The sequence below is a fragment of the Amycolatopsis sp. NPDC088138 genome (assembly GCF_044741685.1).
Lineage (GTDB): Bacteria > Actinomycetota > Actinomycetes > Mycobacteriales > Pseudonocardiaceae > Amycolatopsis.
Genome location: NZ_JBIUTB010000009.1, coordinates 400181 through 423523, shown reverse-complemented (window position 1 = coordinate 423523; position 23343 = coordinate 400181). Strand labels below are relative to the sequence as shown.

At 72.1% G+C, this 23343-nt stretch carries 25 protein-coding genes; 11 read left to right on the top strand and 14 right to left on the bottom strand.

The window, feature by feature from the left end; genetic code table 11:
• Positions 1 to 38: 38 nt before the first annotated feature.
• The 7 genes from ACIOD2_RS46400 to ACIOD2_RS46370 form a co-directional block, all read right to left on the bottom strand.
• Positions 39 to 692 carry a hypothetical protein gene (locus ACIOD2_RS46400; RefSeq protein WP_400552063.1) on the bottom strand — a complete coding sequence of 218 codons (654 nt, stop codon included), beginning with the start codon at positions 690 to 692 and terminating at the stop codon, positions 39 to 41.
• On the bottom strand, positions 689 to 1903 hold the full coding sequence (locus tag ACIOD2_RS46395) for a 2-isopropylmalate synthase (RefSeq protein WP_400552061.1): 1215 nt from the start codon (positions 1901 to 1903) through the stop codon (positions 689 to 691). Before ACIOD2_RS46395 ends, ACIOD2_RS46400 begins: the two co-directional genes overlap by 4 nt.
• A 192-nt stretch (positions 1904 to 2095) precedes the next feature.
• Positions 2096 to 2320 carry a DUF5808 domain-containing protein gene (locus ACIOD2_RS46390; protein WP_400552059.1) on the bottom strand — a complete coding sequence of 75 codons (225 nt, stop codon included), beginning with the start codon at positions 2318 to 2320 and terminating at the stop codon, positions 2096 to 2098.
• 55 nt (positions 2321 to 2375) lie between these two features.
• Positions 2376 to 3581, bottom strand: a complete 1206-nt coding sequence (locus ACIOD2_RS46385) for an RNA polymerase sigma factor (RefSeq protein ID WP_400552058.1) — start codon at positions 3579 to 3581, stop codon at positions 2376 to 2378.
• Complete coding sequence (locus tag ACIOD2_RS46380; protein WP_400552082.1) at positions 3578 to 3931, bottom strand: YciI family protein; 354 nt, start codon at positions 3929 to 3931, stop codon at positions 3578 to 3580. The genes ACIOD2_RS46385 and ACIOD2_RS46380 overlap by 4 nt, the downstream gene beginning before the upstream one ends.
• Positions 3932 to 3936: 5 nt before the next feature.
• Positions 3937 to 4671: a dihydrofolate reductase family protein gene (locus ACIOD2_RS46375; RefSeq protein WP_400552057.1), complete on the bottom strand. Its 735-nt coding sequence runs from the start codon at positions 4669 to 4671 to the stop codon at positions 3937 to 3939.
• Between the two features lie 703 nt (positions 4672 to 5374).
• On the bottom strand, positions 5375 to 5968 hold the full coding sequence (locus ACIOD2_RS46370; protein WP_400552056.1) for a TetR/AcrR family transcriptional regulator: 594 nt from the start codon (positions 5966 to 5968) through the stop codon (positions 5375 to 5377).
• Positions 5969 to 6029: 61 nt separating this feature from the next.
• Here ACIOD2_RS46370 and ACIOD2_RS46365 point away from each other — a divergent pair, with 61 nt between their 5' ends.
• From ACIOD2_RS46365 to ACIOD2_RS46350, 4 genes are read left to right on the top strand one after another with little or no spacing between them, the layout of a single operon-like run.
• Complete coding sequence (locus tag ACIOD2_RS46365; RefSeq protein ID WP_400552055.1) at positions 6030 to 7463, top strand: class I adenylate-forming enzyme family protein; 1434 nt, start codon at positions 6030 to 6032, stop codon at positions 7461 to 7463.
• A 35-nt stretch (positions 7464 to 7498) separates the two neighbouring features.
• Complete coding sequence (locus tag ACIOD2_RS46360; RefSeq protein ID WP_400552054.1) at positions 7499 to 8305, top strand: Fpg/Nei family DNA glycosylase; 807 nt, start codon at positions 7499 to 7501, stop codon at positions 8303 to 8305.
• A 42-nt stretch (positions 8306 to 8347) separates the two neighbouring features.
• Positions 8348 to 9211: a LysR family transcriptional regulator gene (locus ACIOD2_RS46355; protein WP_400552052.1), complete on the top strand. Its 864-nt coding sequence runs from the start codon at positions 8348 to 8350 to the stop codon at positions 9209 to 9211.
• A gap of 41 nt (positions 9212 to 9252) precedes the next feature.
• On the top strand, positions 9253 to 9390 hold the full coding sequence (locus tag ACIOD2_RS46350; protein WP_400552051.1) for a hypothetical protein: 138 nt from the start codon (positions 9253 to 9255) through the stop codon (positions 9388 to 9390).
• A gap of 75 nt (positions 9391 to 9465) precedes the next feature.
• Here ACIOD2_RS46350 and ACIOD2_RS46345 read toward each other — a convergent pair whose 3' ends face one another.
• Positions 9466 to 10182 carry a hypothetical protein gene (locus tag ACIOD2_RS46345; RefSeq protein ID WP_400552050.1) on the bottom strand — a complete coding sequence of 239 codons (717 nt, stop codon included), beginning with the start codon at positions 10180 to 10182 and terminating at the stop codon, positions 9466 to 9468.
• Between the two features lie 133 nt (positions 10183 to 10315).
• Between ACIOD2_RS46345 and ACIOD2_RS46340 the strand changes: the two genes are divergently transcribed.
• The 4 genes from ACIOD2_RS46340 to ACIOD2_RS46325 all read left to right on the top strand — a co-directional run bounded on the left by ACIOD2_RS46340 (position 10316) and on the right by ACIOD2_RS46325 (position 15368).
• Positions 10316 to 11212 (top strand): trypsin-like serine peptidase, encoded by an 897-nt coding sequence (locus ACIOD2_RS46340; RefSeq protein WP_400552049.1) that lies wholly within the window; start codon positions 10316 to 10318, stop codon positions 11210 to 11212.
• Between the two features lie 66 nt (positions 11213 to 11278).
• Positions 11279 to 12895: an FAD-dependent monooxygenase gene (locus ACIOD2_RS46335; RefSeq protein WP_400552048.1), complete on the top strand. Its 1617-nt coding sequence runs from the start codon at positions 11279 to 11281 to the stop codon at positions 12893 to 12895.
• Between the two features lie 270 nt (positions 12896 to 13165).
• On the top strand, positions 13166 to 13816 hold the full coding sequence (locus ACIOD2_RS46330) for a DUF4230 domain-containing protein (protein ID WP_400552047.1): 651 nt from the start codon (positions 13166 to 13168) through the stop codon (positions 13814 to 13816).
• A gap of 115 nt (positions 13817 to 13931) precedes the next feature.
• Positions 13932 to 15368 carry a flavin monoamine oxidase family protein gene (locus tag ACIOD2_RS46325; protein WP_400552046.1) on the top strand — a complete coding sequence of 479 codons (1437 nt, stop codon included), beginning with the start codon at positions 13932 to 13934 and terminating at the stop codon, positions 15366 to 15368.
• Here ACIOD2_RS46325 and ACIOD2_RS46320 read toward each other — a convergent pair.
• On the bottom strand, positions 15317 to 15919 hold the full coding sequence (locus tag ACIOD2_RS46320) for a GNAT family N-acetyltransferase (RefSeq protein WP_400552045.1): 603 nt from the start codon (positions 15917 to 15919) through the stop codon (positions 15317 to 15319). The genes ACIOD2_RS46325 and ACIOD2_RS46320 overlap by 52 nt on opposite strands.
• Before the next feature lie 107 nt (positions 15920 to 16026).
• Positions 16027 to 16545, bottom strand: coding sequence for a lytic polysaccharide monooxygenase auxiliary activity family 9 protein (locus ACIOD2_RS46315; RefSeq protein ID WP_400552044.1), 519 nt, complete (start codon positions 16543 to 16545; stop codon positions 16027 to 16029).
• 285 nt (positions 16546 to 16830) lie between these two features.
• On the opposite strand from ACIOD2_RS46315, the gene lexA reads away from it, so the two are divergent.
• Entirely contained in the window at positions 16831 to 17487 is a 657-nt protein-coding gene (gene lexA, locus ACIOD2_RS46310; protein ID WP_400552043.1) for a transcriptional repressor LexA, read from the top strand.
• A gap of 21 nt (positions 17488 to 17508) precedes the next feature.
• Positions 17509 to 18111, top strand: a complete 603-nt coding sequence (locus tag ACIOD2_RS46305) for a GNAT family N-acetyltransferase (RefSeq protein WP_400552042.1) — start codon at positions 17509 to 17511, stop codon at positions 18109 to 18111.
• Here ACIOD2_RS46305 and ACIOD2_RS46300 read toward each other — a convergent pair.
• From ACIOD2_RS46300 to ACIOD2_RS46285, 4 genes are read right to left on the bottom strand one after another with little or no spacing between them, the layout of a single operon-like run.
• Positions 18101 to 19309 carry a cytochrome P450 gene (locus tag ACIOD2_RS46300; protein WP_400552041.1) on the bottom strand — a complete coding sequence of 403 codons (1209 nt, stop codon included), beginning with the start codon at positions 19307 to 19309 and terminating at the stop codon, positions 18101 to 18103. The genes ACIOD2_RS46305 and ACIOD2_RS46300 overlap by 11 nt on opposite strands.
• A 25-nt stretch (positions 19310 to 19334) precedes the next feature.
• Positions 19335 to 19526 (bottom strand): ferredoxin, encoded by a 192-nt coding sequence (locus tag ACIOD2_RS46295; RefSeq protein ID WP_323327211.1) that lies wholly within the window; start codon positions 19524 to 19526, stop codon positions 19335 to 19337.
• Complete coding sequence (locus ACIOD2_RS46290) at positions 19526 to 20176, bottom strand: TetR/AcrR family transcriptional regulator (RefSeq protein WP_400552040.1); 651 nt, start codon at positions 20174 to 20176, stop codon at positions 19526 to 19528. The genes ACIOD2_RS46295 and ACIOD2_RS46290 overlap by 1 nt, the downstream gene beginning before the upstream one ends.
• Positions 20170 to 21342: a cytochrome P450 gene (locus ACIOD2_RS46285; RefSeq protein ID WP_400552081.1), complete on the bottom strand. Its 1173-nt coding sequence runs from the start codon at positions 21340 to 21342 to the stop codon at positions 20170 to 20172. The genes ACIOD2_RS46290 and ACIOD2_RS46285 overlap by 7 nt, the downstream gene beginning before the upstream one ends.
• Before the next feature lie 163 nt (positions 21343 to 21505).
• Here ACIOD2_RS46285 and ACIOD2_RS46280 point away from each other — a divergent pair, with 163 nt between their 5' ends.
• A complete protein-coding gene (locus ACIOD2_RS46280) occupies positions 21506 to 22960 on the top strand; it encodes an MFS transporter (RefSeq protein ID WP_400552039.1) in 1455 nt (484 codons plus the stop codon).
• Positions 22961 to 23343 lie beyond the last annotated feature (383 nt).

Below are 23343 nucleotides of genomic sequence, written 5' to 3'. Positions count from 1 at the left end.
GGTCACCGCCCAAGCGAGACCAAAAGCCAGCACCGCAATCACACCCCGACGTAGACCGACCGCAAACGCGCAAGATAAGCCTCCCGCCCGCCGCAGTCACGGTCCTGAGCACCGGAACGGGTGTGCGTCAGCGTGTGGTTCCGGCTCACGCGCAGGGTGGTGGTCGCCGCGCGGCCGGCGGCGGACGCGTCGTCGGTGGCGTCGACGACGTGCACGTCCGGCGGGAACATCGCCCGCACCTCGGCGGGAGACGCCGCCGGCGGGTGCCCGGTGCGGTTGGCGCTGCTGACGTGCAGGAGCCCGGCGCCGGCCAGGATCGGGCGCAGCGGGTCCCAGCAGGCGCCGAACACCAGGGCGTGGCCGTCGCGGGTGGCCGGCCGCGCTTGGTCCGGCACCCGGCCGCTCATCAAGGGCAGCAACAGCGTCACCCGCTCGTGCACCAGGAGTTCGCGGGCGAAGACCCGGGTGGCGTCGTCGAGGTCGAGGGCGGCGGCGAACTCCGTCCAGATCTCGTCGCCGACTAGCCACAGCGCGACGGCCTGGTCCTCGGGACGGCCTTTGGCGGTGTTGACGACGCCGGGCGCGGTCGCGGCGACCACCGAGGTCAGCGGGTACGGGTTCGGGAACACGACCGCCGAGCCCGCCCCCAGCGCGTCGGCGGCCGCCGCGATCGCCGGGCTGAGGACCGTCACGACGCCGGAACCGGCGCGGCCGTGCGAAACGCCTCGACGAACTCGGCCAGGTGCTCGGCGGGGATGACGGCCTCGTTGCGGCGGAACGCTTCGGCCTTCACCCACGCCAGCGCCGCCGCCGTCTCCGCGCGGTCAAGGACCAGGCCGGCCCGTTCGGCGACCGCGCGCAGCACCCGGGCGCTGGCCAGGTGGGTGAGCACCACGGTCGGCTCGATCCCGAGCACCGCCGGGTCGAACGGCTGGAACGTCTCCGGCCGCACGAACGGCGTGCCGGTCGAGATCGTCCCGACGCCGGTGCCGACGATCGGGGTGGTCACCGTCAGCGGCACCCCCGTCTCCGACGACACCGCACGGGCGATCGCGGGAAGGCGGGTCAGGTCGGGCGCCGTGTGCCAGAGGCCGGCCTCGCCGAGCAACTCGGTGGTGCGGTGGGCAAGCAGGAACAGGAGCTGCTCGGTGGCGACCAGGCCACTGCGCTCGGCGACCCCCAGCCAGGAGCTCGACACGACCCGGACGCCGGCCCGCACCGCGGCCAGCGTGTTCGCCAGGCCGAGGCCGAGGTCGTTGTGCAGGTGCGAGGCCAGGACGACGTCCCCGCTCACCCGCTCGAGCAGCCCGCGGAACAGCTCGGCACACCGCTCGGTGAGCAGGTCGCCGGTCGTGTCGGCGATGACGACCACCCCCGCACCGGCCTCGGTCGCCGCGTTCGCGGCGCCGGCCAGCAGGTCGATGTCGGCGCGGGGTGCATCGGCGAAACACACGTCCGGGATGACGCCTTCGCCCACGGTGCGGATCAACGCGACGGCGTCGGCCAGCGCGTCGGCGGCCGGGCGGTGGACCATCGCGTCGGCCATGTCGTCGGACGCGGGCACCACGATCATCACCCGGGCGTTCGGCGCGCCCCGGACCGCGTCGCACGCCTGCCGCACGTCGCGGGCGGTGGCCCGGCAGACCGCCGCGGGGCTGACGGACCCGGCCGCCGCCAGCGCGACCCGGCGGGTGGCGGCGAACTCGTCCGCGCACACCGCGGGGAACCCGGCCGCGAACACCACGTGCCGCGGCCCGTCGGCCCCGAAGATCCGCCCCTGTTCGCGGGCCAGCCGGACGCGGAAGTCCGCGCTCATCAGGGTTTTGCCCTGCGCGCCGTCGCGGGCCGACTCCTCCCAGAGCACCAGCCGCCCGCCCAGCGCGGATTCCCGGACCAGATCCATCGTTGTGCTCGCCCTCCCCCGGTGTCCGGCGGAGTCCCGGAGCCGGAGACCAGTGAACGGGCCACGCGCGGACGGCGTCAAAGGGCCCGGCGAAGGTTCCGCCGGAAGACGGACGCGTGCTCGGCACAGCGTGAGGAAACGTCGGCTGTGACACTGTTTCCGGCGCGGTAGTCAGCCGATCGGGCGGTTCCTTCAGCGGCGCCGGGCCCGCACGTACCGCATCGGATGGGCCAGCCAGTAGAAGTTGACGTCGTAACCCCAGCCGAACGTCTTCGGCGTGAAGAACCGGGGATCGTCGGCGTTCCACACGCGGGCGGCCAGCCGTTCGCTCGTGGGCGGCCGCCAGTCGTACGGCACGCCCGCCGCGTGTCCTTGCGGCTCGATCGGCCGCTTGCCGTCGTCAGGGATACCGGCCATGACCATCACCTTCCCGGTTCCGAGGTACCCGGCGCCCACGGCGGTCGAAACTCCGTCAGCCACCCAGGCGCGCGGCGCGGGTCAGGAGGTGGCGCCGCTCGGGTTCGCTCGTGGTGCGCCGGGCCGCCTCGTGGTAGCCGGCGCGCGCGGCGTCGTGGTCACCGGCCAGCTCCAGCAGGTGGGCCCGCACCGACACGAGGTGGTGGGACGCGGCGATGCGGTCGTCGGCCGAGACGGCCTCGAGCAGCGCCAGCCCAGCCGCGGGCCCGTGCACCTCGGCCACCGCCACCGCCCGGTTGAGCGTCACCGCCGGGTTGGGCGCCACCTTCTCGAGAACCGTGTAGAGGGCCAGGATCTGTCGCCAGTCGGTCGCTTCGGCGGTGGGTGCCTCGTCGTGGACGGCGGCGATGGCGGCCTGCAGCTGGTACGGCCCGACCGGGCCGCTCGACAGGGCGCCGGTCACTAGCGACACCCCCTCGGCGATGGCTTCGGCGTTCCACCGCGTCCGGTCCTGCTCGCTCAGCGGCACCAGCGATCCGTCCGGGGCCGTGCGGGCCTCGCGGCGGGCGTCGGTCAGCAGCAGCAGGGCCAGGAGCCCGGCCACCTCGCCGTCACCGGGGACCAGCCGGTGCAGCTCGCGGGCCAGCCGGATGGCCTCGGCCGTCAGCTCGGCCCGCACCAGGCGCGTCCCCGACGTGGCCGTGTAACCCTCGTTGAAAACGAGGTAGACGACCTGGAGCACCACGCCGAGCCGCCGCGCCTGCTCGGCCGGCGGCGGCAGGGCGAAGGCGGCTCCGACCGCCTTGATGCGTTGCTTGGCGCGGCTGATGCGCTGCGCCATGGTCGCCTCGGGCACGAGGAACGCCCGGGCGATCTCGGCGGTCGACAGGCCGCCGACGGCCCGCAGGGTCAGCGCGATCTGCGACGACGGCGTCAGCGCCGGGTGACAGCACAGGAACAGCAGCGTGAGGGTGTCGTCGTCGGCCTGCACCTCGCCACCGGCGGGAGTGCGGAGGGCGTCCGCCTCCTCCCGCCGGCGACGGGCGACGTCGCTGCGCACCTGGTCGGCGAGGCGGCGCGTCGCCACCGTCGTCAACCAGGCCCGCGGGCTCTCCGGCCACCCCTCGACCGGCCACTGGACCGTGGCCGCCACGAGCGCCTCCTGGACGGCGTCCTCGCAGGTGTCGAACTGGCCGTAACGGCGCACCAGCGCGCCGAGCACCTCCGGCACCAGCCGCCGGACGGCCTGCCAATCGGTCACGGCTCGACGTTGGCCTCGTGCATCAGCGGCCGGACCTCGACGCCCCAATGGCGCGCCGACGGGTTGCGCGCCGCGATCTCCAGGGCCCGTTCCAGGCTGTCGCAGTCGAGGATCGTGAAGCTGCCCAGGTACTCCTTGGCCTCGGCGAAGGGGCCGTCGGTCACCACCGGCGACCCGTCGGCGACCCGGACCATCTTGGAGTTCATCTGGTCGGCCATGCCGTAGGCGCCGACCAGCTCCCCGGACTCGAACAGCTCCTGGTTGAGGGCGTCGGTCTCGCGGATGAGCGCGGCGAGGGTCTCCGCGCCGATCGAGCTGAAGGCTTCCTCGTTGCCGTAGATCAGCAGCATGTACTTCACAGCGCGCTCCTCTGCTCCGCCTGGCCCGGTCCGACCAGCTCGCCGCTGGCGCCACGATCGTCCAGCACCAGCTTCGACCGCCCGGTGACGGTATAGCGGATGTGGGTGACACCCGGCAACTCGACGACCCGGTCGGGGACCAGCTCGATGCCGTCGTCCGCGCCGAGGCCGAGGCCGTGGAACAGGTGCTGGCCCTCGCCGAGCAGCACCGGGGCGATGTGCAGGTCGAGCTGGTCGAGCAGCCCGGCGGCCAGCACCTGGCGCAGGAGCTCCCCGCCGCCGGACACCGCCACGTCCTTGCCGCCGGCGGCGTCCCGGGCCAGGTCGATGGCCCGTTCGAGCCCTTCGGTGACGAAGGTGAAGGAGGTGCCGCCCTGGCGTTCGAGCACCTCCCGGGGCCGGTGGGTGACGACGAACGCCGGGGCGTGGAACGGCGGCTCGTCACCCCAGGGGAACTCGCCGGCATCGAACATCCGCCGGCCCATGACGTAGGCCCCGGCCGCCGCGAACGTCTCCTCGACGATCTCCGAGTCGACCGACCGCTCGCCGCCGGCGAAGCCCTGCCGCTCGCGCCAGGCCGCGGCGTCGACGGCCCAGCGAGTGACCCGGAAGAACCCGGGCGCCTCGGGGCCGCGCATCCAGCGGCTCATGTCGTGGGGGTGCTCGGTGTCGCGCGGCCCGGTGTAGAAGCCGTCGAGGGACACCGACATCTGGGCGGTCACCTTGGTCATCGTGCGTTCTCCGTCTCGTGGTGGCGGCCCTTCTCGGCCGCCGCTGCCCCCTGGTCGGAGCCGACCGTCCGTTCTCGACATGTGTCGGCGAGAAAGTTCTCGGCTTCCGGCAACCGGACCGATCGCGGCCCGCCACCTCACCCGGACACCGCCCCTGAACCCGCACCCACGAGGCACAATGAGAGCAATGCTCTCTGTTGTGAGCGACGCTCACTACTGCGAGCGGTACTCTCTGCCGCGAGCGGTGCACTTTCACTACCGCGAGCGGCGCTCTCTGTTGCGAGCGGTGCACTTCTCTACCGCGAGCCGTGCTCACTACTGCGAGCGGCACACTTTCCCTGCCGCGAGCGGCGCTCTCCGTTGCGAGCGGTGCACTTCCCTACCGCGAGCCGTGCTCACTACTGCGAGCGGCACACTTTCCCTGCCGCGAGCGGCGCTCTCCGTTGCGAGCGATGCACCTTCCCTGCCGCGAGCCGTGCTCTCTGTCGCGAGCAGTACTCTCTGCCGCGAGCGGCGCTCCCCCCTGCGAGCCGATGCCTTTCCCTGGCGCGAGCGGCGCTCTCTGTTGCGAGCGGCACACTTCATTGTGAGCGATGCTCTCCGTTACGAGCAGTGCACTTTACTCTTCTGCGAGCAGTGCTCTCTTTTGTGAACAGCGCTCTCGAATAGAAGGGCCGCGAAACGCTCGTGAGCGCCGTCGCGGCTACCGGGAACCCGCCGAGCCGCGGCGCTTCCGGCCTGCACCCTCGGCCGCGATGAGGATCTCGGCCGCGCGGCGGGCTTCGGTCGCGGGGGCCGCCGTGCGCTGGACCGCGGCGGTCGACACGGCTCCCTCGGCCAGCAGGTGGACGACGTTGCCGGTTTCGCGGGAGTAGCCGGCGTCCACCACGATGCCGGCCAGCAGCTTGCGGAACTCCCGCTGGTGGTGGTGCACCTCGGCCGCCACGGCCGGGGTGGTCGCCCCGAGCTCGCCGAACACGTTCATCCACGGGCAGCCGCGGAAGTCCGGCTCGCAGAACCACTTGTGCAGCCAGGTGAAGATCGCCGACACCCGGGCGGCGCCCTCGTCGGCCCGGCCGACGAACTCCGTGATGCTCGCCATCATGCGGAGGTGGCGGCGCCGGAGGAACGCGACCACGAGGTCGTCCTTGCTCGGGAACAGCTGGTAGATCCGGCGCAGCGGCAGGTTCGCCGCCGTCCGCAGCCGGTCCATGCCCACGGCCTGGACGCCTCGCGCGTAGAACACCTGCTCGGCGGCGTCCAGCAGGTGCTCGCGGACTTCCTCGACGCTGGTCACGACTTAAGCTACCATCCACCGTGAGAACGACCGTTCTCACAGCAGCAGCACGGGAGACGCCATGGCGGACATCGAAGCCGGTCGCGAAATCCGCGCCGCGCTGACGCGGGCCGGTGACACCGTGCTGGCCCTCAGCGCCGACGGCACGGTGGCCCGCACGGGCGCGGATCTGCTGCGCCGCGCGCAATACATCGCTCGCCGGCTCGCCGAACGCGGGCTCGAGCGCGCGACGGTCGGCGTGTGCTTCAGGAACAGCGCGGCCGCGCTCGAAGCGTTCATCGCCACCGAACTCGTCGGTGCGACACGCTTGCCCGTCGAACCGTCGGCGGCCACCGCCGAGGCCCGGGCGATCTTCGAGGCGGGCGGGGCGGCCGCGGTCCTGACCGACGGCCACCACGACGACGTTCCCGAGGACACCGAGGGGTGGACGAAGACCGTCCTCAGCAAAGCGACTCTCGTGCACCACGACGCGTCGCCGGACTCGGGACCACAGTGGACGGACCGGGTCACCGTCCATTCCGGACACCCGCTGGTCATCTACCCCCGCGCGGTGCGCGACGGCGAGCTCTTCGGCATCCCGACGAGCTACGCGAACTGGCGGGCGATCATCGACGTCAACATCGGTCTCTACCGCAACGGGCACTACGGGCCCACGCCTGCCGGAGACGACTGCTACCTGACGGTCGTGCAGCTGATGCACGCCACCGGGATGGTCGGCAGTTTCCCGTTCCTGCACCTGGGCCTGCCGCAGGTGCTCCTGCCGCGGTTCCGCGCCGAGGCGATGGTGGACGCCATCGAACGCCACCGCGTCACCACGCTGTTCGCCGTGCCCGGGATGCTCAGCCGGGTGGCGGACGCACTGGGCGACGGACACCGGCTGCGACGGGTGCTTTACGGCGGCGCCCCGGTGGAGCCGGCGGAGATCGCCCGCTGGCACAGGTCGTTCGGTGACACGCTCTTCCAGCTGTACGGACGTTACGAGGCCGGCTGGCCGCTCACCGTGCTCACACCCCAAGACCACCGGCGGGTGATCGAGGGTGACGAACAGGTCGCCGGCACGTGCGGGCGGCCGATCGACGCGATCGAGCTGGACATCAAAACCCCCGCCGCGGGGCGACGGGACGGCGAAGTCGTCACCCGCGGCACGATGGTGTCGGCCGGTTTCGCCGACGGTGACGGCTGGTGCGGGCTCGGCGACACCGCGGTGTTCACCGACGAGGGTTACCTCAAGCTGACCGGGCGGCTCGACGGGATGGTCAACACCGGGTCGTTCCACGTCTACCCGGACGAGGTCGAGAGCGCGATCCTCAGCCACCCGGCCGTGTCCGCCGCGCGGGTCACCGGAGAGGCCGACGCGCGGTGGGGTGAGACCGTCGTGGCCTACGTGGTCAGTTCGGATCCTTCGCTGAGCGCGACATTGCGCGACTGGCTGCGCGATCGCCTGGCTTCCTACAAGATTCCGACCACCGTGCACGTCGTCGAACGACTGACGTAAACTTGAGAACGACCGTTCTCAGACGAAGAGGAACGATGCCTGAGCTGCCCGAGGTGGAGTTCGCCCGCTCGGTGATCGAGCGCGCGGCGCTGGGCCGTCGGATCACCGGCGTCGACGACTCCGACGGTTACGTCTGCCGGCCGCACCCGCCCGGCCAGATCCGCGACGCGCTCGCCGGGCGGCAGCTCGTGGCCGCACACCGGCGCGGCAAGTCGATGTGGTGCGAGTCCGACGGCGGGCCCGTGCTCGGCCTGCACCTGGGCATGTCCGGGAAGATCGTGGTGGCGGATCCGGACGGGACGGAGATCGACGGCGGCGACTACTGGGAGGGCCGCCGCGTGCCCGGCGACTACCACTGGTCGCGCTTCTCCCTGACGTTCGAAGACGGCGGCCGCCTGCTGCTGGTCGACCCCCGCCGGCTGGGCCGCGCGGTGCTCGATCCCGTACTGGACGCCCTCGGCCCGGACGCCGCGACCGTCACCGCCGCCGAGTTCCGCGCCGCTGTCACCAAGGGAACCGCGCCACTCAAGGCCCGGCTGCTGGACCAGACCGCGATCGCCGGGATCGGCAACCTGCTCGCGGACGAAATCCTGTGGCGAGCCCGGCTTCACCCCTCGCGGCGCGTCGACGAACTCGATCGCTCCGACGTCGAGCGGCTTCTGCGCGCCACCCGCGGTGCGGTGTCCGCCGCGCTGAAACACGGTGGTGTGCACACCCTCGACGTCATCCCGTTCCGGAAGCCCGGCGCGCGGTGCCCGCGCGACGGCGCGCCGATGGTGCGGGGCAAGGCCGGCGGGCGCACCAGCTGGTGGTGCGGCGCGGAGCAGCTCCTATCCAGCTGACTCGGTGTGGCAACGACCAAGATTGAGCACTACGGTCGCTGAATGGAGTTCAGGCAGGTCGAGCACTTCCTCGCGGTGACGCGGTGCGGGAGTTTCACCGCGGCGGCGCAGGAGGTGCACGTGGTGCAGTCGGCGCTGAGCGCGTCGATCCGCAAGCTCGAGGCCGAACTGGGCACACCGTTGTTCGAGCGCACCACGCGCCGGGTGGAGCTGACCGAGGCCGGCCGCGCGCTGGTGCCGCTGGCGCACCGGATCGTCGCGGACGTCGTGGCCGCGCAGGGCGAGGTCGCGGCGGTGGCCGGGCTGGCGACCGGCCGGGTGTCGATCGGGACGATCCAGGCGCTGAGCGTGGTGGACCTGCCGGCGAAGCTCGGCGAGTTCCGCGTCCGCTACCCCGGTATCCGGCTGCACGTGCGCGACGGCACCGTCCCCGTCCTGACGGCCGCCGTCGCGAGCGGGGAGCTGGACCTCGCGTTCGTCGCCGGCGACCAGCCGCTGGCCGGCGAGCTGTCCGCCTTCCGGGAGTGGAGCCAGCAGCTCGTGCTGCTGTGCCACCCGGGCCACCGCCTCGAACGCCGTCGCCGCGTCCGGCTCGCCGAGCTGGACGACGAGCCGTTTCTCGACTTCAGCGGCAGCGGCATCCAGGCGATGGTCGCCCGCCGCTTCGCCGAGGCGGGCGTGCGCCAGAACCGCGTCTGCGAGGCGACGCACATGCCGTTGCTGGTCGAGCTGGTGACGGCCGGGCTGGGCGTGACGATCGTGCCGCAGCCCGTCGCGGAGAAGTCGGGCCTGCCGTTCGCGCGCCTCGAACAGCCCGCCTTCAGCCGGGCGATCCACCTCGCGGGCCGCGGTCCGGAGCCGTCGAACCCGGCGGCCCGGGCGTTGCTGGCCCACCTGCTGGCGTGACGCGCCGCCGCCCGACGGGCGCGAACAGCAACCCACAGCCGATGAGCCCCAAGGCCATCGCCACGGTGGTCAACCCGATCGGCACGCAGACCGCGGCCAGCACGAGCGCGCGCACGGCGAGCCGGTCCAGCAGCCGGACGAGGTCGGCGGTCTCGGTGTCGGTCATGCTTCGAGTGTGAGTCTCGAAGTACTGCCCGTCCAACACCCGGTTTCGCTGGGATTCAGCTCTCGCGCAGCTGAATCACGGCGGCCTGTTACTTGAGCACGCTGACCGCACGGGCGATGACCAGCAGCGACGTCAGCAGCGCCGCGACACTCTGGACCGCCATCAGCACCTTGGCCCGCGACGACAGCGGCATCGTGTCGGTCGGGCTGAACGCCGTCGAGTTGGTCACGGACACATACAGGTAGTCCACCAGCGTCGGCACCCAGTCGGCCTTGACGCTGGAGCCGTCGGCGACCTCCTCGACCGTGTCGGCGTTTTCGTCCTGGGAGAACCGGAAGTCGGCCAGGGGCAGGTCGGCGCGGCCGGACTGGGTGCGCTTGACCGGGCCACCGCGGTCCAGCTCCCAGTAGGCCAGGCCGAACGCGATCACGTTGGTCAGCCACACCTGCAGTGCGCCCAGCAGCAGCGCCTGGCCGCTGTCGGCCGCGCCGGCGATCAGGTCGTGGACGAGCAGCGCCAGGGCCCCGAGGTTGGTGACCGCGATGACCAGGACCAGCGAAAGGGACAGGATCCGGGAAAGCCGGGTCTGCCGCGTGACGCGCCGCGGGTTGATCGCGATCAGCGGCACCAGCAGCACGAACTCCAGCGCCGGCACCACGAACCGCGGACCGACCAGCAGCTGTTCCGGCAGGGCCAGGTAGAGCGCGATGGCCACGAGCGTTGCGACGGCGGCCGGCAGGCGGGCCTCCCCGCGGCGCTTGTGCCGGGGGTGACGGGTCGATGCGGCGGCACGGTCGGCTGGCATGGCGGCGGCTCCTCGCGGACGGCCGCTGACCGGCCCAAGTGCGTCAGCGTAACGTCCGGCCGTCACCGGGGCACGACGGGCAAGATCACCCGTCCGGCGAACAACCCCGCCGCTGCGCGGGCGTCCACCGGACATGACCACGAAGCCACGCCGTGCCCTCCCCCTGGTCGCCGCCCTGCTGGCCGTGCTGGTCGCACCGGCGACCGCGTCCGCGAGCGACCAGGTGGTGACCCAGGTGAGCGCGGCGGACCGGGCCGCGGCACTGGCCCACTGGACGCCGGAACGGATGCGGCAGTGGGCGGGCGGCGACTCCCTGCCCCCGGCCGAGAAGATCGGCCGGCTGTGGGAAGGCCCGGTGCCCGCGGGCGTCGGACGGCTGTTCTTCACCGCCGTCCCGGGCGTCGACGAGTCCTGCACCGCGACCGTGGTTCCCAGCGCCAGCAAGGACGTCGCGCTCACCGCCGGGCACTGCGTCAACGGCGGCCTGGACCGGTTCGACAACCCGATCAAGATCGTCAACGTCGTGTTCGTCCCCGGCTACGACCACGGCGCGGCGCAAGGGGTGTTCCCGGTCCGGGCCTTCGCCTGGTCCGCCACCTACAGCGGCCCCACCAGCGGAACCGACGACGACGCGGTGCTCGCCCTCGACCCGGTCGACGGGCACCACGCCGCCGACGTCGCGGGCACCCAGGACATCTCCTTCGGGAAGCCACCGTCCCCTGTGGACACCACGATCCTCGGCTACCCGCTGTCGCGGCTGGCGGGCGGTGAGGCGCTGGTCTCCTGCGCACGGCCCGCCACCCTCGAAACCAACTCGGTCGTCTCGGCGTGGCGGACGGACTGCGATCTGGCCGGCGGCTCCAGCGGCGGCCCGTGGCTGCGCGACTTCGACCCCGCCACCGGCAAGGGCACCGTTTTCGGCGCCACCAGCCGGGGAACGATGAACGAAGACGGCGTCACCCTCGACCTCACGAGCGCCGCGTTCACCGACCCCGTGCGCGAGCTGTACGAGCGAGCCGGAGACCTCTGAACCCGCTATACACTTCCGTCGCGCCGATGATCACGTCCGGGCGCAGCCGACCCGCGGGAGCCCGTCATGACTGGTAGCACCGAACCGCCCGCCGGGGTGGAGACCACCGAGGTCGTCATCGCGGGCGGCGGGCCGGTCGGCCTGACCCTCGCCCACGAACTCGGCGCCCGGGGCATCGACTGCGTCCTGCTCGAACCGCGGCCGGAGCCGAGCCTGGCGTCCCCGCGGTGCAAGCAGATGAACCCGCGGTCGATGGAGATCTTCCGGCGCCTGGGCATCGCCGACGCGGTGCGGGAGCACGCGCGCCTGCCGTTCGGGTGGTCCGATTCGGCCGTTTTCTGCACCTCGCTCACCGGTCATCAGCTGGAACGCTTCGACGGCGTCTTCGCCCTCAGTGACATCCAGCGGACGGAGCTGGCCGAACCCGCCCTGTGGAGCGCGCAGAACCACGTCGAGTCGGCCCTGCGCGACACCCTCACCCGGCGGGAGACGGTCAGCGCGCGCTGGGGCTGGACGCTGACCGGTGCCGAGCAGGACGCCACCGGCGTCACCGCCACCGCGACGGACGAGACGGGGCGCGAGCGCGTGGTGCGGGGCCGCTACCTCGTCGGCGCCGACGGGGCCCGCAGCGCCGTCCGGCGGGCGTGCGGCATCCCGCTGACCGGGCGGAGCCACGAGATCCGCAACGTGCAGGTCATCTTCGACGCGCCGGGCCTGTCCGCCCGCCACGACCTGGGCCGCGCCGTGCAGTACTGGGTGGTCGATCCCGAGGTCAACGGCCTGATGGGCACGCTGGACACCGAAGACCTGTGGTGGGCGATCATCATCAACGCCCCGGCGGACGCCGACGCCGCGTGGTGCGAACGGGCGGTGCACCGGATGATCGGCGCCGAAGCCCCCGTCACCGTGCGCGCGACCGATCCGTGGACGGCCCGGATGCTGGTCGCCGACCACTACCGGGCGGGGCGGTGTTTCCTGGCCGGGGACGCCGCGCACCAGAACCCGCCGTGGGGTGGGTTCGGCGCCAACACCGGCATCGGGGACGCCGCCGACCTCGGCTGGAAGCTCGCGGCCGCGCTGCGCGGCTGGGCCGGCTCCGAGCTGCTCGACTCCTACGAGATCGAACGCCGTCCCATCGCGCAGCGCGCCATCGCCGAGGCCGAACGCAACATGCGCGTGCTGACCGGCGAACTCGCCGCACCGGGGCTGGACGACGACGGGCCGGACGGCCGGGCGGTGCGCGCCAAGACCGCGGAACTGATCCGGCAGGCCAAGACGGCCGAGATGTACACCCTCGGTTTTGTGCTCGGCACGGCGTACCCCGGCTCACCGCTGGTCGTCCCCGACGACGGACCCGCGCCGGTCTCCCCCGGTTCGGACTACCGGCCGTCCGCGGCCCCGGGCAACCGGCTGCCCCACCAGTGGCTCGACCGGAACCGGTCGCTGCAGGACGAGCTCGGGCCCGGCTTCACGCTCCTGGAGGTCGCCGCGCCGCCCGCGCCCGAGTGGGAAACGGCGGACGTGCCGGTGAAACGCTTCCGGCTCAACCGGCCCGACCTGCACGGTCTCTACGGCGCCCGGTACGTCCTGGTCCGGCCCGACGGGTACGTCGCGTGGCGCGGCGACACCACCCCCGGCGACCCGCGGGCGGTCCTGGACCACGCCCGGGGCCACCGGCGCTGACCGGTCAGGACGCCGGGCGATGCCCCCCTCCCCCAGGAAGGGGGGCACACGCGCCCATCGAGTGGTGCACCTGCCCCGCCTCCGAAGCTAGTCACCGGCGCGCGCGGTGACGAGTGCCGGAGTGCACAGTGATCGGCCGCGGCGGTTTCCCGATGACCAGTGATCCGCCGTTCGGCCGACTGGCCTACCCGGCTCCGGCATCCGCTCGCGCACCCACGACCGGCGCCCGGAATCGCTTAATCCGGCGCCCGCTTGGGTATTCCTCCCGGTATGCGTGCATGGGGCAAGAAGCTCGTCATCCTGGCTGTGGCAGTGGTGGTCCTGGTGGGCGCGGTCCTCGTCGGATCCGCGGTGCACCTGTTGCCCCAGCTGCGCAACCCGTTCGCCGAGCACACCGAGGAGCACTCCGGCCCGGTGCTGCTGCAGTCGATCGTCGAGCTGTCGCGTTACGAGGCCGCCAGCGGTTCGTTCCAGGTGGTCGTCGACATCACGACCAGCTCGGCCCTGCCCAGCTTCCTCGTGGGCAGCGACACGCTGTTCATCGGCGTCGGCACGGACAACGCCTTCGTGGACTTCTCGAAGCTGAAGGGCGACGCGGTCAAGGTCTCCGACGACCGCCAGTCCGCCACGATCACCCTGGGGCACGCGCAACTGGAGCCGGCGACCCTGGACGTGCACGAATCCCATGTGTACGCGGAGAAACAGGGCCTGTTCACGAAGATCAACGAGTTCCTCAGCGGGAACCCGAACTCGCAGCAGGCGCTCTACGAGCTCGCCCAGAAACAGATCCAGGCCGCGGCCGCGAAGAGCACGCTGCTGGCCGACGCCGAGCGGAACACCAAGGCGATGCTGGTCGGCCTGCTGCAGTCCCTCGGCTTCAAGAACATCACCGTGAACTACGCGGAAAACCCGGCTGGCTGACGGATCCCTTGCGGTAGCACGGTTTTCCGTCCGGCGTTTGACAGCGGCCCCCGAAATCTGCTTACCATGGTTTCCCAGAGGAAATCGTTTTGGGGGACGACGGGAGCTGGTGCAGATGCGGGAAATCACGCGGTCCGAAGTACGCAGGCAGCTCGACGCCGGGTTCCCCCGGCTCGAGCCGCCGCGCTCGGCCGTCGTCGTCGGAGCCGGGCTCGCCGGGCTGGCCGCCGCGCACGAACTGCACCGCGCCGGGTGCGACGTCACCGTGCTGGAGGCGTCCGAACGCCCCGGTGGCCGCGCGTTCACGTTGCGCGCCCCGTTCGCCGACGGCCTGCGCGCCGAGGCCGGCGCGATGACCGTGACCCCGCACTGCGACTACGTGACGCACTACCGGAAGCTCCTCGGGGTCGAGCTGGACCGGTCGGACCTGCTGGACCAGGACTTCTCCTACTTCGTCAACGGCAAGTTCGTGCGCGCCGATCCGGCGTCGCTGGCCGAGGCGGGGCTGCCGCTCGCGGAGCACGAACGCGGCCTGAGCGTCACGGACATGATCGAGCGGTACGTGACCGCGGTGGCCGAGGAGCTCGGCCCCGGCCTGGCCGCCCCGGACTGGGCGCCGCCCGCGGAATTCGAGCACCTCGACCGGGCGTCGGTGCAGGAGGTGCTGCGCGGACGGGGCGCGTCGCAGGCGGCGATCGACCTGATGGAGCCGCTGTTCCTGGAGATGCGCGGCGGCGACCTCCGTTCGGCGTCGGCGTTGTCGTGGCTGCGGCACGAGAGCGGGCACCGGTCGCTGCTGGGTGAGGTGGACGGCTGGGGCAAGATCGCGGGCGGCACCGACGTCCTCCCCCAGTCCTTCGCCGGCGGCCTGCGCGACCGGATCCGGTACCGCAGCCCGGTCGTGCGGCTGGAGCAGGACGACGACACCGTGACGGTCACCCACCTCGACCACGGCCGGCTCGCCACGGTGACCGCGGACCGGGTCGTCGTCACCGTGCCCTTCAGCGCGATGCGCCACGTCGACGTGAGCCACGCCCGGCTCTCGGAAGCGAAGATCGACGTGATGCGGCGGCTGCGGTACTCGTCGATCGTGCGCGTCTACCTCCAGATGCGGCGGCAGTTCTGGGAGGGGCACAACGTGAGCGTGTCCACCGACCTCCCGGTGCGCTGGGTCCGCGACGCGACGGCGAGCCAGCCCGGCCCACGCCGCATCCTGGAGGTGCTGATGACCGGCTGGCGGTCGAAGGCGGTCGCGGCGATGTCCGAAGAGGAGCGCCTGAACTTCGTGCTGGGGCACGTCGAGACGCTGTTCCCCGGCGCCCGCGAGCACTACGAGCTCGGCCTTTCCGTGGCGTGGGACCACCAGCCGTGGATCGAGGGCTCGTACGTGCTGCCCGAACGCGGCCACGGCAAGCTCATGCCCGCGATCCGCGCGCCGGAGGGGCGGATCCACTTCGCCGGCGAGCACACCAGCTACGAGCCCAACGGCGGTTCGATGAGCTACGCGCTCGAGTCCGGCGTGCGGGCCTTCGTGGAGCTGGCGGTGGCCTGAACCACCCAGTGGTGCTTGCCGATCCGGCGGTCGCGGGTGAAGCCGTGCCGTTCGAAGAGGGCGAGGGTGCCGTTGTTGAGGAAGGACCCGGACACCTTGCGTCCTTCGGTGTCTTCGGGGTAGCTCTCGACGGTGCCGCCGCCGAGCCGGGCGATCTCCGCCAGCGCGCCGCCGAGCGCGGCGTCGGCGACCCCGGACCGGCGGCGGGTCTTGTCGACGAAGAAGCAGGTGATCCGCCAGTCCGGCGGCTTTCCCGCTTCGGCCTCGTAAGCCCGCCGGTGCTTGATGCGCGGGAGCTCCGCCGGTGGCCCGAACTGGCACCAGCCGACGCAGTCTTCACCGTCGTAGACCAGAGCGGCGTGGGCACGGCCTTCGCGCACGCGGGTTTCCTTCGCGGCGCGGTTCCCCTCCGGCGTGTGGCCGCGGCCGACGCCTTCGACGTGGAAGCCCATGCACCAGCAGCCGCCCCAGACGCCGTTGTTGCGCTCGACGAGCGCGGCGAAGTCCGGCCAGGTCGTTTGGTCGAGCGGTTTCACCCGCAGGTCCGCCATGGTCCGCTCCGGTCGGGAAGAGTCCTGCTCGGACCGACCAGAGTAGACGATGCCGGCGGGGGTGACCGGGCCGTCCGGGGGCCGCGCGCCCCCGGACGGCCCGGGGCTCAGCCCACCTGCAGGTCGATGCAGGAGTAGAACGCGTTCGCCGTGTCGGCGATGTTCCACACCGCCAGCACGGTCTGGCGTCCGGTGTGGCCGCTCAGGTTCACCTGGTGCGAAACGGTTTCCGGCGGCTGCTGGTTGTTGCCGGGGACGCTGGCGACCTTCTCGCTGCCGATGTAGTAGTCGTAGCTGGCCGTGCTGTGACGGGCGGTGAAGGTCCACGTGAACGTCACCGTGGTGCCGACCGGCGCCGCGTTCCAGCCCTTGTTGTCGTCGTTGAGCTCGGCGAACTGGGCGTTGCCGCCGTTGCAGGAGGTCAGCCCCTTCGGGCCTTCGACGCTCTGCGGTTCGTACTTGATGTCCCCGCAGGACACCGTGCCCTGGGCGCACTGCGCCTGGCGGCTGGCCGGAGAGTTGACGTAGCCGTGCGCGCTCGCGATGCCGGCCGGGTTGACCAGCACCAGCACCGGTGCCAGCAGCACACCCGCGGCGGCCGCGACCAGTTTGCGGTTCGCTTTCATTCCAGCTCCTTCGGGGACGGGCTCGCTTCCCGCCGCCGGGCACGGCGGAACCGCGGTCCGGACCCCGCTGGGAGGCCCGCCCGCGCCGGGAAGTGTTCGAGCGAAGGAAATTTGTGGTCTAGACCATAAAGCCAAACCGGACATTGGTCAACAGGTGCCGAGGTCTCGTCTCATGTTGGTCAGTCGCCAACCATCGGTTGCTGTTCCGGTGAGCGGGACTCACCCGATCGTGGCGAGCCGGACCGGGCGACGGCGCGCGCAGCGCCTACCCCTAGGATTGCGCCCGTGACCACCTACGACGTCGATCCGTTCGAGCACCTGGACGCCACCACCCTGCCCGAGCGGCAGCAACGGATCCTGGTCGCGATCCGGGACTGCGTGGTCCACCACGGGTATTCGCCGAGCAGCCGGGAGATCGCGGAGATCGTCGGGCTGCGGTCCTCGTCGTCGGTGTCGAAGCACCTGGCCGCGCTGGAGGACAAGGGTTACCTGAGCCGCGGCGGCTCGGTCGCCCGCCAGCTCGACGTGCGCGCGTTCCTGCGTGACAACGGGCCCCGGCCCGACGCCGACTCGGTCGCCGTGCCGGTGGTCGGCGACATCGCGGCCGGCACCCCGATCGCCGCCCAGGAGCACGTCGACGACGTGCTGAACCTGCCGCGCGACCTCACCGGCCGCGGCACCGTCTTCGGCCTGCGCGTCCGCGGCGACTCGATGATCGACGCCGCCATCTGCGACGGCGACATCGTCGTGGTCAAGCAGCAGTCGGAGGCGCACTCGGGCCAGATCGTCGCCGCGATGATCGACGAGGAGGCCACGGTCAAGGTCTACCGCCGCCGCGACGGCCACGTCTACCTCGAGCCCCGCAACCCGGCCTACGACGTCATCGACGGCGACCGCGCGGTCATCCTCGGCACGGTCGTCTCGGTGCTGCGCAGCTTCTGACCGCCCGCCATGATGGCGGGCATGGACCCGATCGACGACGTCCGGATCGTGCCGGCCAACGAGGCCTCCTGGGCCGACGTCGAGCGGATCTTCGACAGCGGTGACGCCCAGCGGTGCCGGTGCCAGCGGTTCAAGGTCACCGAGTGGATCTGGCGCGACTCCACCCTGGACGAACGCCTCGACGCCCAGGAAGCGCAGACCGGCTGCGGCACCCCGGGCCCCACCAGCGGGCTCGTCGCCTACGTGGCCGGCGAACCCGCGGGCTGGGCCGCCGTCGAGCCGCGGACCGCCTTCCCGAAGCTGCGGACCTCCCGGATCCCGTGGAAGGGCCGCGACGAGGACAAGGACGACCCGGACGTCTGGGCCGTCACCTGCCTCGTCGTCCGCAAGGGCTTCCGCGGCCGCGGCCTCACCTATCCCCTGGCCCGCGCCACGATCCCCTTCGCGCGCGAACGCGGCGCCCGCGCACTCGAGGCCTACCCGATGCTCACCCGGCCCGGGAAGACCGTCACCTGGGGCGAGCTGCACGTCGGCGCCCGGCAGGTCTTCGAGGACGCCGGGTTCACCCAGGTCACCCACCCCAGCCCGCGGCGGTTCGTGATGCGGGCCGACCTCACCAGGTGACGGGCAGCTCGTAGACGCCGTAGACCGACCCGTCGTGCTTGAACGGGACCTTGCCGACCTCCGTGGCCAGCGCGAGCGTCGGGATCCGGCGGTACAGCGTGCTGTAGACGACCTGCAGCTCCAGGCGGGCCAGTGGCTGGCCGAGGCACTGGTGGACGCCGAAGCCGAACGCGATGTGGCGGTGCGCGTCGCGGGTCAGGTCGAGGCGGTCGCCTTCCGGGAAGACGTCCGGGTCGCGGTTGGCGATGTCGTTCGCCATGATCAGGCCCTCGCCCGCGCGCACGGTCTCGCCCGCGATCTCGATGTCCTCCAGCGCGAGACGACGGCGTCCGTTGTGCGTGATGTTCAGGTAGCGCAACAGTTCCTCGACCGCCGACTTGACCAGCGCGGGGTCGTCGCTCTCCCGCAGCAGCTTCAGCTGGTCCGGGTGCTCCAGCAGGGCCAGGGTGCCGAGCGCGATCATGTTCGCCGTGGTCTCGTGCCCGGCGATGAGCAGCAGGACGCCCATCTGGGCCGCCTCCACCCGGGTCAGCTCGCCGTCGTTGACGCGCGTGGCGAGCCCCGAGAGCAGGTCGTCGGCCGGTTCGGCCAGCTTCTTGCCCATCAGGTCGTCCAGGTAGCCGATGAGCGCCTGGTGCCCGGCGGCGCGTTCCTCGGGCTTCGCGTCCCGCCGGATGATGACCTTGCTGTTCTCCTGGAAGAAGTCGTGGTCGGCGTAGGGCACACCGAGCAGCTCGCAGATCACCAGCGACGGCACCGGCAGCGCGAACGCCTCGACGAGGTCGGCCGGGTTCGGGCCGGCCAGCAGCGCGTCGATCCGGTCGTCGACGATCTTCTGCACCGCCGGGCGCATCTTCTCGGTGCGCCGGATGGTGAACGGCGCGGTGACCATCCGCCGCAGCCGCGCGTGCTCGGGGTTGTCCATCAGGATGAAGCTGATGCCGCTGCTGCCGCCCTTCGGCAGCGGCGCGGGGCTCGGGTAGCCGGGCCGGGAGATGTCGGCGCTGATCCGCGGGTCGGCCAGCAGCGCGCGCTGCTCGGCGTAGCGGGTCACCAGCCACGGGGTGCTGCCGTCCCACAGCTTCACCCGCTTGAGCGGGGCCTCCTCCTGCAACGCGCGCGCGGCGGGCGGCGGGTCGAACGGGCAGCCCGCGGCGCGGGTCATCGGGAACTCGGGGATGCCGAGGGTGCTGGTCATGCGGTTCCTCCACAGTGGACGCGGGTCACGAGAGTGAGATGGCCCCGGCCGGGCAGACGTTCGCGGCTTCGCGGACCGTGGTGTGCAGCTCCTCGCCGGGGTGCTCCTCGAGGAGGACGACGATGCCGTCGTCCTCGCCCTGGTCGAACACGTCCGGGGCGAGCATCACGCAAGTTCCCGCGCCGCAGCACTTTTCGGTGTCGACGGCTACCTTCATCAACGCTCTCCTTCATTCGTGGTGGTGACCGGGGCGAGCCAGAGACCGACGAGCGCGTCGATCAGGCCGGTCCCGGCGGCGTGCCAGTCGGCGCGCGGGGTGGGAGTGCCTTCGGCGAGTGCTCGCTCGCGTTCGGCGCAGGTGTGGACCATCAGCTGACGTGCCATGTCGGCGCGCTCGGCCCGTACGTCGGCGGGCAGGGCGGGCAGGCAGCCGTGGAGGCCGAGCACGGTCCGGTGCAGCGACGGGACGGCCAGCGCCTCTTCGACCATGATCCCGCGCAGCGCGGGGTCGGTCATGACCTGCGCGCCGAACCGGGCGAACCACGTCGGGCCGGGCAGGGCGCCCAGGTGGTCGGTCGCCGGGCGGACCAGGCACGCGACCCAGGCCCGCACCGGCGCGTCGGCGGGCACCTCGCCGACCATCCGCGTCCGGGTCACCTCGATCTCCCCGGCGTGCCGCCGGGCGATCGCGCGGACCAGGTCGGCCTTGGCGCCGAAGTGGTACCCGACCGCGGTGTTGTTGCCCTGGCCGGCGGCTTCGCTGATCTGCCGGTTGGACACCGCGTAGACGCCGTGCTCGGCGAACAGCCGCTCGGCCGTCGTCAGGATCCGCTCGCGGGTGGCGTCCGCGCGGGCGGTCTTCACCACCGCACCGGCAGCTCGCGCAGGCCGCCGACGGCGAGGCCTTCGACGCGCCGCAGCTCCCCCGGTTCGACGGCGAGCGCGAGCGACGGCAGCTTGCGCACCAGCACTTCCAGGACGACCTGCAGCTCGGTGCGCGCGAGGGCCTGGCCGAGGCACGAGTGCGAGCCCGCGCCGAAGGCGAGGTGCGGGTTGGGGCTGCGGGTCAGGTCCATCTCGCCGGCGGTGCCGAACGCGCCTTCGTCGCGGTTCGCGGCCGCCATGCTGCACAGCACGGTGGTGCCGCGCGGCAGCACCTCGCCGCCGACCTCGACCTCTTCGCCGAGGTAGCGGGGCATGCCGATGCCGGGGTTGGCGTCGAACCGCAGCGCCTCCTCCACCGCGGTGCGCACCAGCGACGGGTCGGCCAGCAGATGCTCCCAGCGCCGCCGGTCCGACAGCAGCAGGCCGAGCATCTTGCCGATCATGTTCGCCGTCGTCTCGTGCCCGGCGACGAGCAGCGCTTGGCCGGTCGCCACCAGGATCGTGTCCGGCAGCGGCTCGGCGGCGCCGGTGATCAGGTCGCTGAGCAGGTCGTCACCGGGTTCGGCCCGCTTGGCCGTGACGTGGGCGAGCATGTAGGCGCCGAACTCGGCCTGGGCGGCGTCGGTCTCGGCCTGCGTGTAGCGCGTGAGGTTGAGCAGGTTGTCCGACCAGTGCGCGAACTTCGCGCGGTCGGCGTCGGGCACGCCGAGCAGGTCGCAGATCACCCAGACCGGCAGCGGGAACCCGACGCTCGCCTTGAGGTCGGCCGGGGCGCCCGAGGCGACCATCTCGCCGACGAGCTGCTCGGCCATCGCGACGACACCCGGGCGCAGCGCCGCCATCCGCTTGGCGGTGAACCACTTGCTGATCATCCGGCGCCAGCGCTGGTGGCCGTCACCCTCCTGCGGCAGCGTGTTCGCCATCTCGCTGTTGAACACCCCGCCCGAGTCGGAGTCGGTGAGGCGCGCGGCGTCGGAGGCGTTGAGCAGGCGGGTGAAGCGCGGGTCGGACAGCACCTGCTTGACGTCGTCGTAGCGGGTCAGCAGGGACGCCTGGTCACCGCTGGGCAGCCGGACGGCGGCGACGGGGCACTGCCGGCGCAGGCGCTCCCACTCGGCGGGCGGGTCCAGCGCCGCGGGGGCGGACATCGGATAGCTCAGGACCTCGTCGGTCACCGTGCATCCTCCTCGTGGTGGGCCGTCAGTTCGTCAGCAGTCAACCGAAGGCTGCTACGCTAAGTCAAGCGGTTGATTTAATTCGACCCGAACGCCCGATCCCTCCCCCTTGCGTCCCCCGTTGGAGGATCCACCCGTGTCCAGACCTTCCGCTCCCGCCGGGGAAAGCGCGCCGAGAGCGAGCCTCGTCGTCGGTGTCCTCGCGTTCGCCGGCATCGTCGTCTCCCTGATGCAGACGCTCGTGATCCCGCTGATCCCGGCGCTGCCCGGGCTGCTGCACGCGTCCGCCTCGGACGCGACCTGGGCCATCACGGCGACGCTGCTGGCGGGCGCGGTCGCGACGCCGACGGTCGGCCGGCTCGGCGACATGTACGGCAAGCGGCGGATGCTGCTGGTCAGCCTCGGCGCGCTGGTCGTCGGCTCGGCGATCGGCGCCCTGTCGGACACGCTGGTGCCGATGGTCGCCGGGCGGACGCTGCAGGGCCTCGCGGCGGGCGTCATCCCACTCGGGATCAGCATCATGCGCGACGAGCTCCCGGCCGAACGGCTCGGTTCGGCGACGGCGCTGATGAGCGCCTCCCTCGGCGTCGGCGGCGCGCTGGGCCTGCCCGCGGCGGCGCTGCTGGCCGAGCGCGCGGACTGGCACGTGCTGTTCTGGACTTCGGCCGGGCTCGGCCTGGTCGTCACCGGGCTGGTCGTCGCGCTGGTCCCCGAATCACCCGTGCGCACCGGCGGCCGCTTCGACGTCCTCGGCGCGGCCGGGCTGTCGATCGCCCTGGTGTGCCTGCTGCTGGCCATCTCCAAGGGCGCCGACTGGGGCTGGGGCAGCGCGGCGACGCTCGGCCTGTTCGCCGCCGCGGTGCTGGTGCTGCTGCTGTGGGGCCGGTGGGAGCTGCGGACCCGGCAGCCGCTGGTGGACCTGCGCACGACCGCGCGGCGCCAGGTGCTGCTGACCAACCTCGCGTCCGCGGTGTTCGGCTTCGCGATGTTCGCGATGTCGCTGGTCCTGCCCCAGCTGCTGCAGCTGCCGGCGGCCACCGGCTACGGCCTCGGCCGGTCGATGCTGGTGGTGGGCCTGGTGATGGCGCCGTCCGGGCTGGTGATGATGGCGCTCGCCCCGGTGTCCGCGCGGATCTCGCGCACGCGCGGCCCGAAGACGACGCTGATGCTCGGCGCGGTCGTCGTCGCCATCGGGTACGCGATCGGCATCGTGCTGATGAGCCAGGTCTGGCACCTGGTCCTGATCTCGTGCGTCATCGGCGGCGGCATCGGCCTCGCCTACGGCGCGATGCCGGGCCTGGTGATGGCGGCCGTCCCGGTGTCGGAGACCGCGGCGGCGAACAGCTTGAACACGCTGATGCGCTCGATCGGCACGTCGATCTCCAGCGCGACGGCGGGTTTGGTGCTGGCCCAGCTGACCGTCCAATTCGGACCGGTGGTGTTGCCCGCACAGAGCGGATTCCGCGTGGTGCTGGCGATGGGCTCGGGTGCGGCGCTGATCGCGTTGGCCATCGCGGCGTTCCTGCCCCGCTACGTCCCGGCGGTGTCGGTGACCCGGAAGCCGGAACCCGCGGCGGTGGCCGGAAGCTGAGCCGGGCCGCCGCCACGGGTTGCGCCGTGGCGGCGGTCTCGGCCGGTTCGAACGGCGAGAATGCCCGCGCACAGCGGGTTCTTTGTGGTGCCCGCAGCCTTGGCGGGAAGCCGAATCCGCCGATCGACCGGGCCGAACCACAAGATCGCCCGCGCACAGCGGGTTCCTTGCGGTGCCCTCGGCGGGGCCGAGAGACTGAGCCGGAGCAGCTGCGGCAGCTTGCCTCCGCGCTACCGATCGTCCGATACGTGCGGCGAGAATGCCCGCGCCGCCGGTTCTTTGTGATGCCCGCGATGGGCTTTGGCACGGCGCCGATCGAGTCGGCCATCACCGCGTTGCTGCCCCGCCATGTCCCGGCCGTTTCGGCGACACCGAAGCCGCCG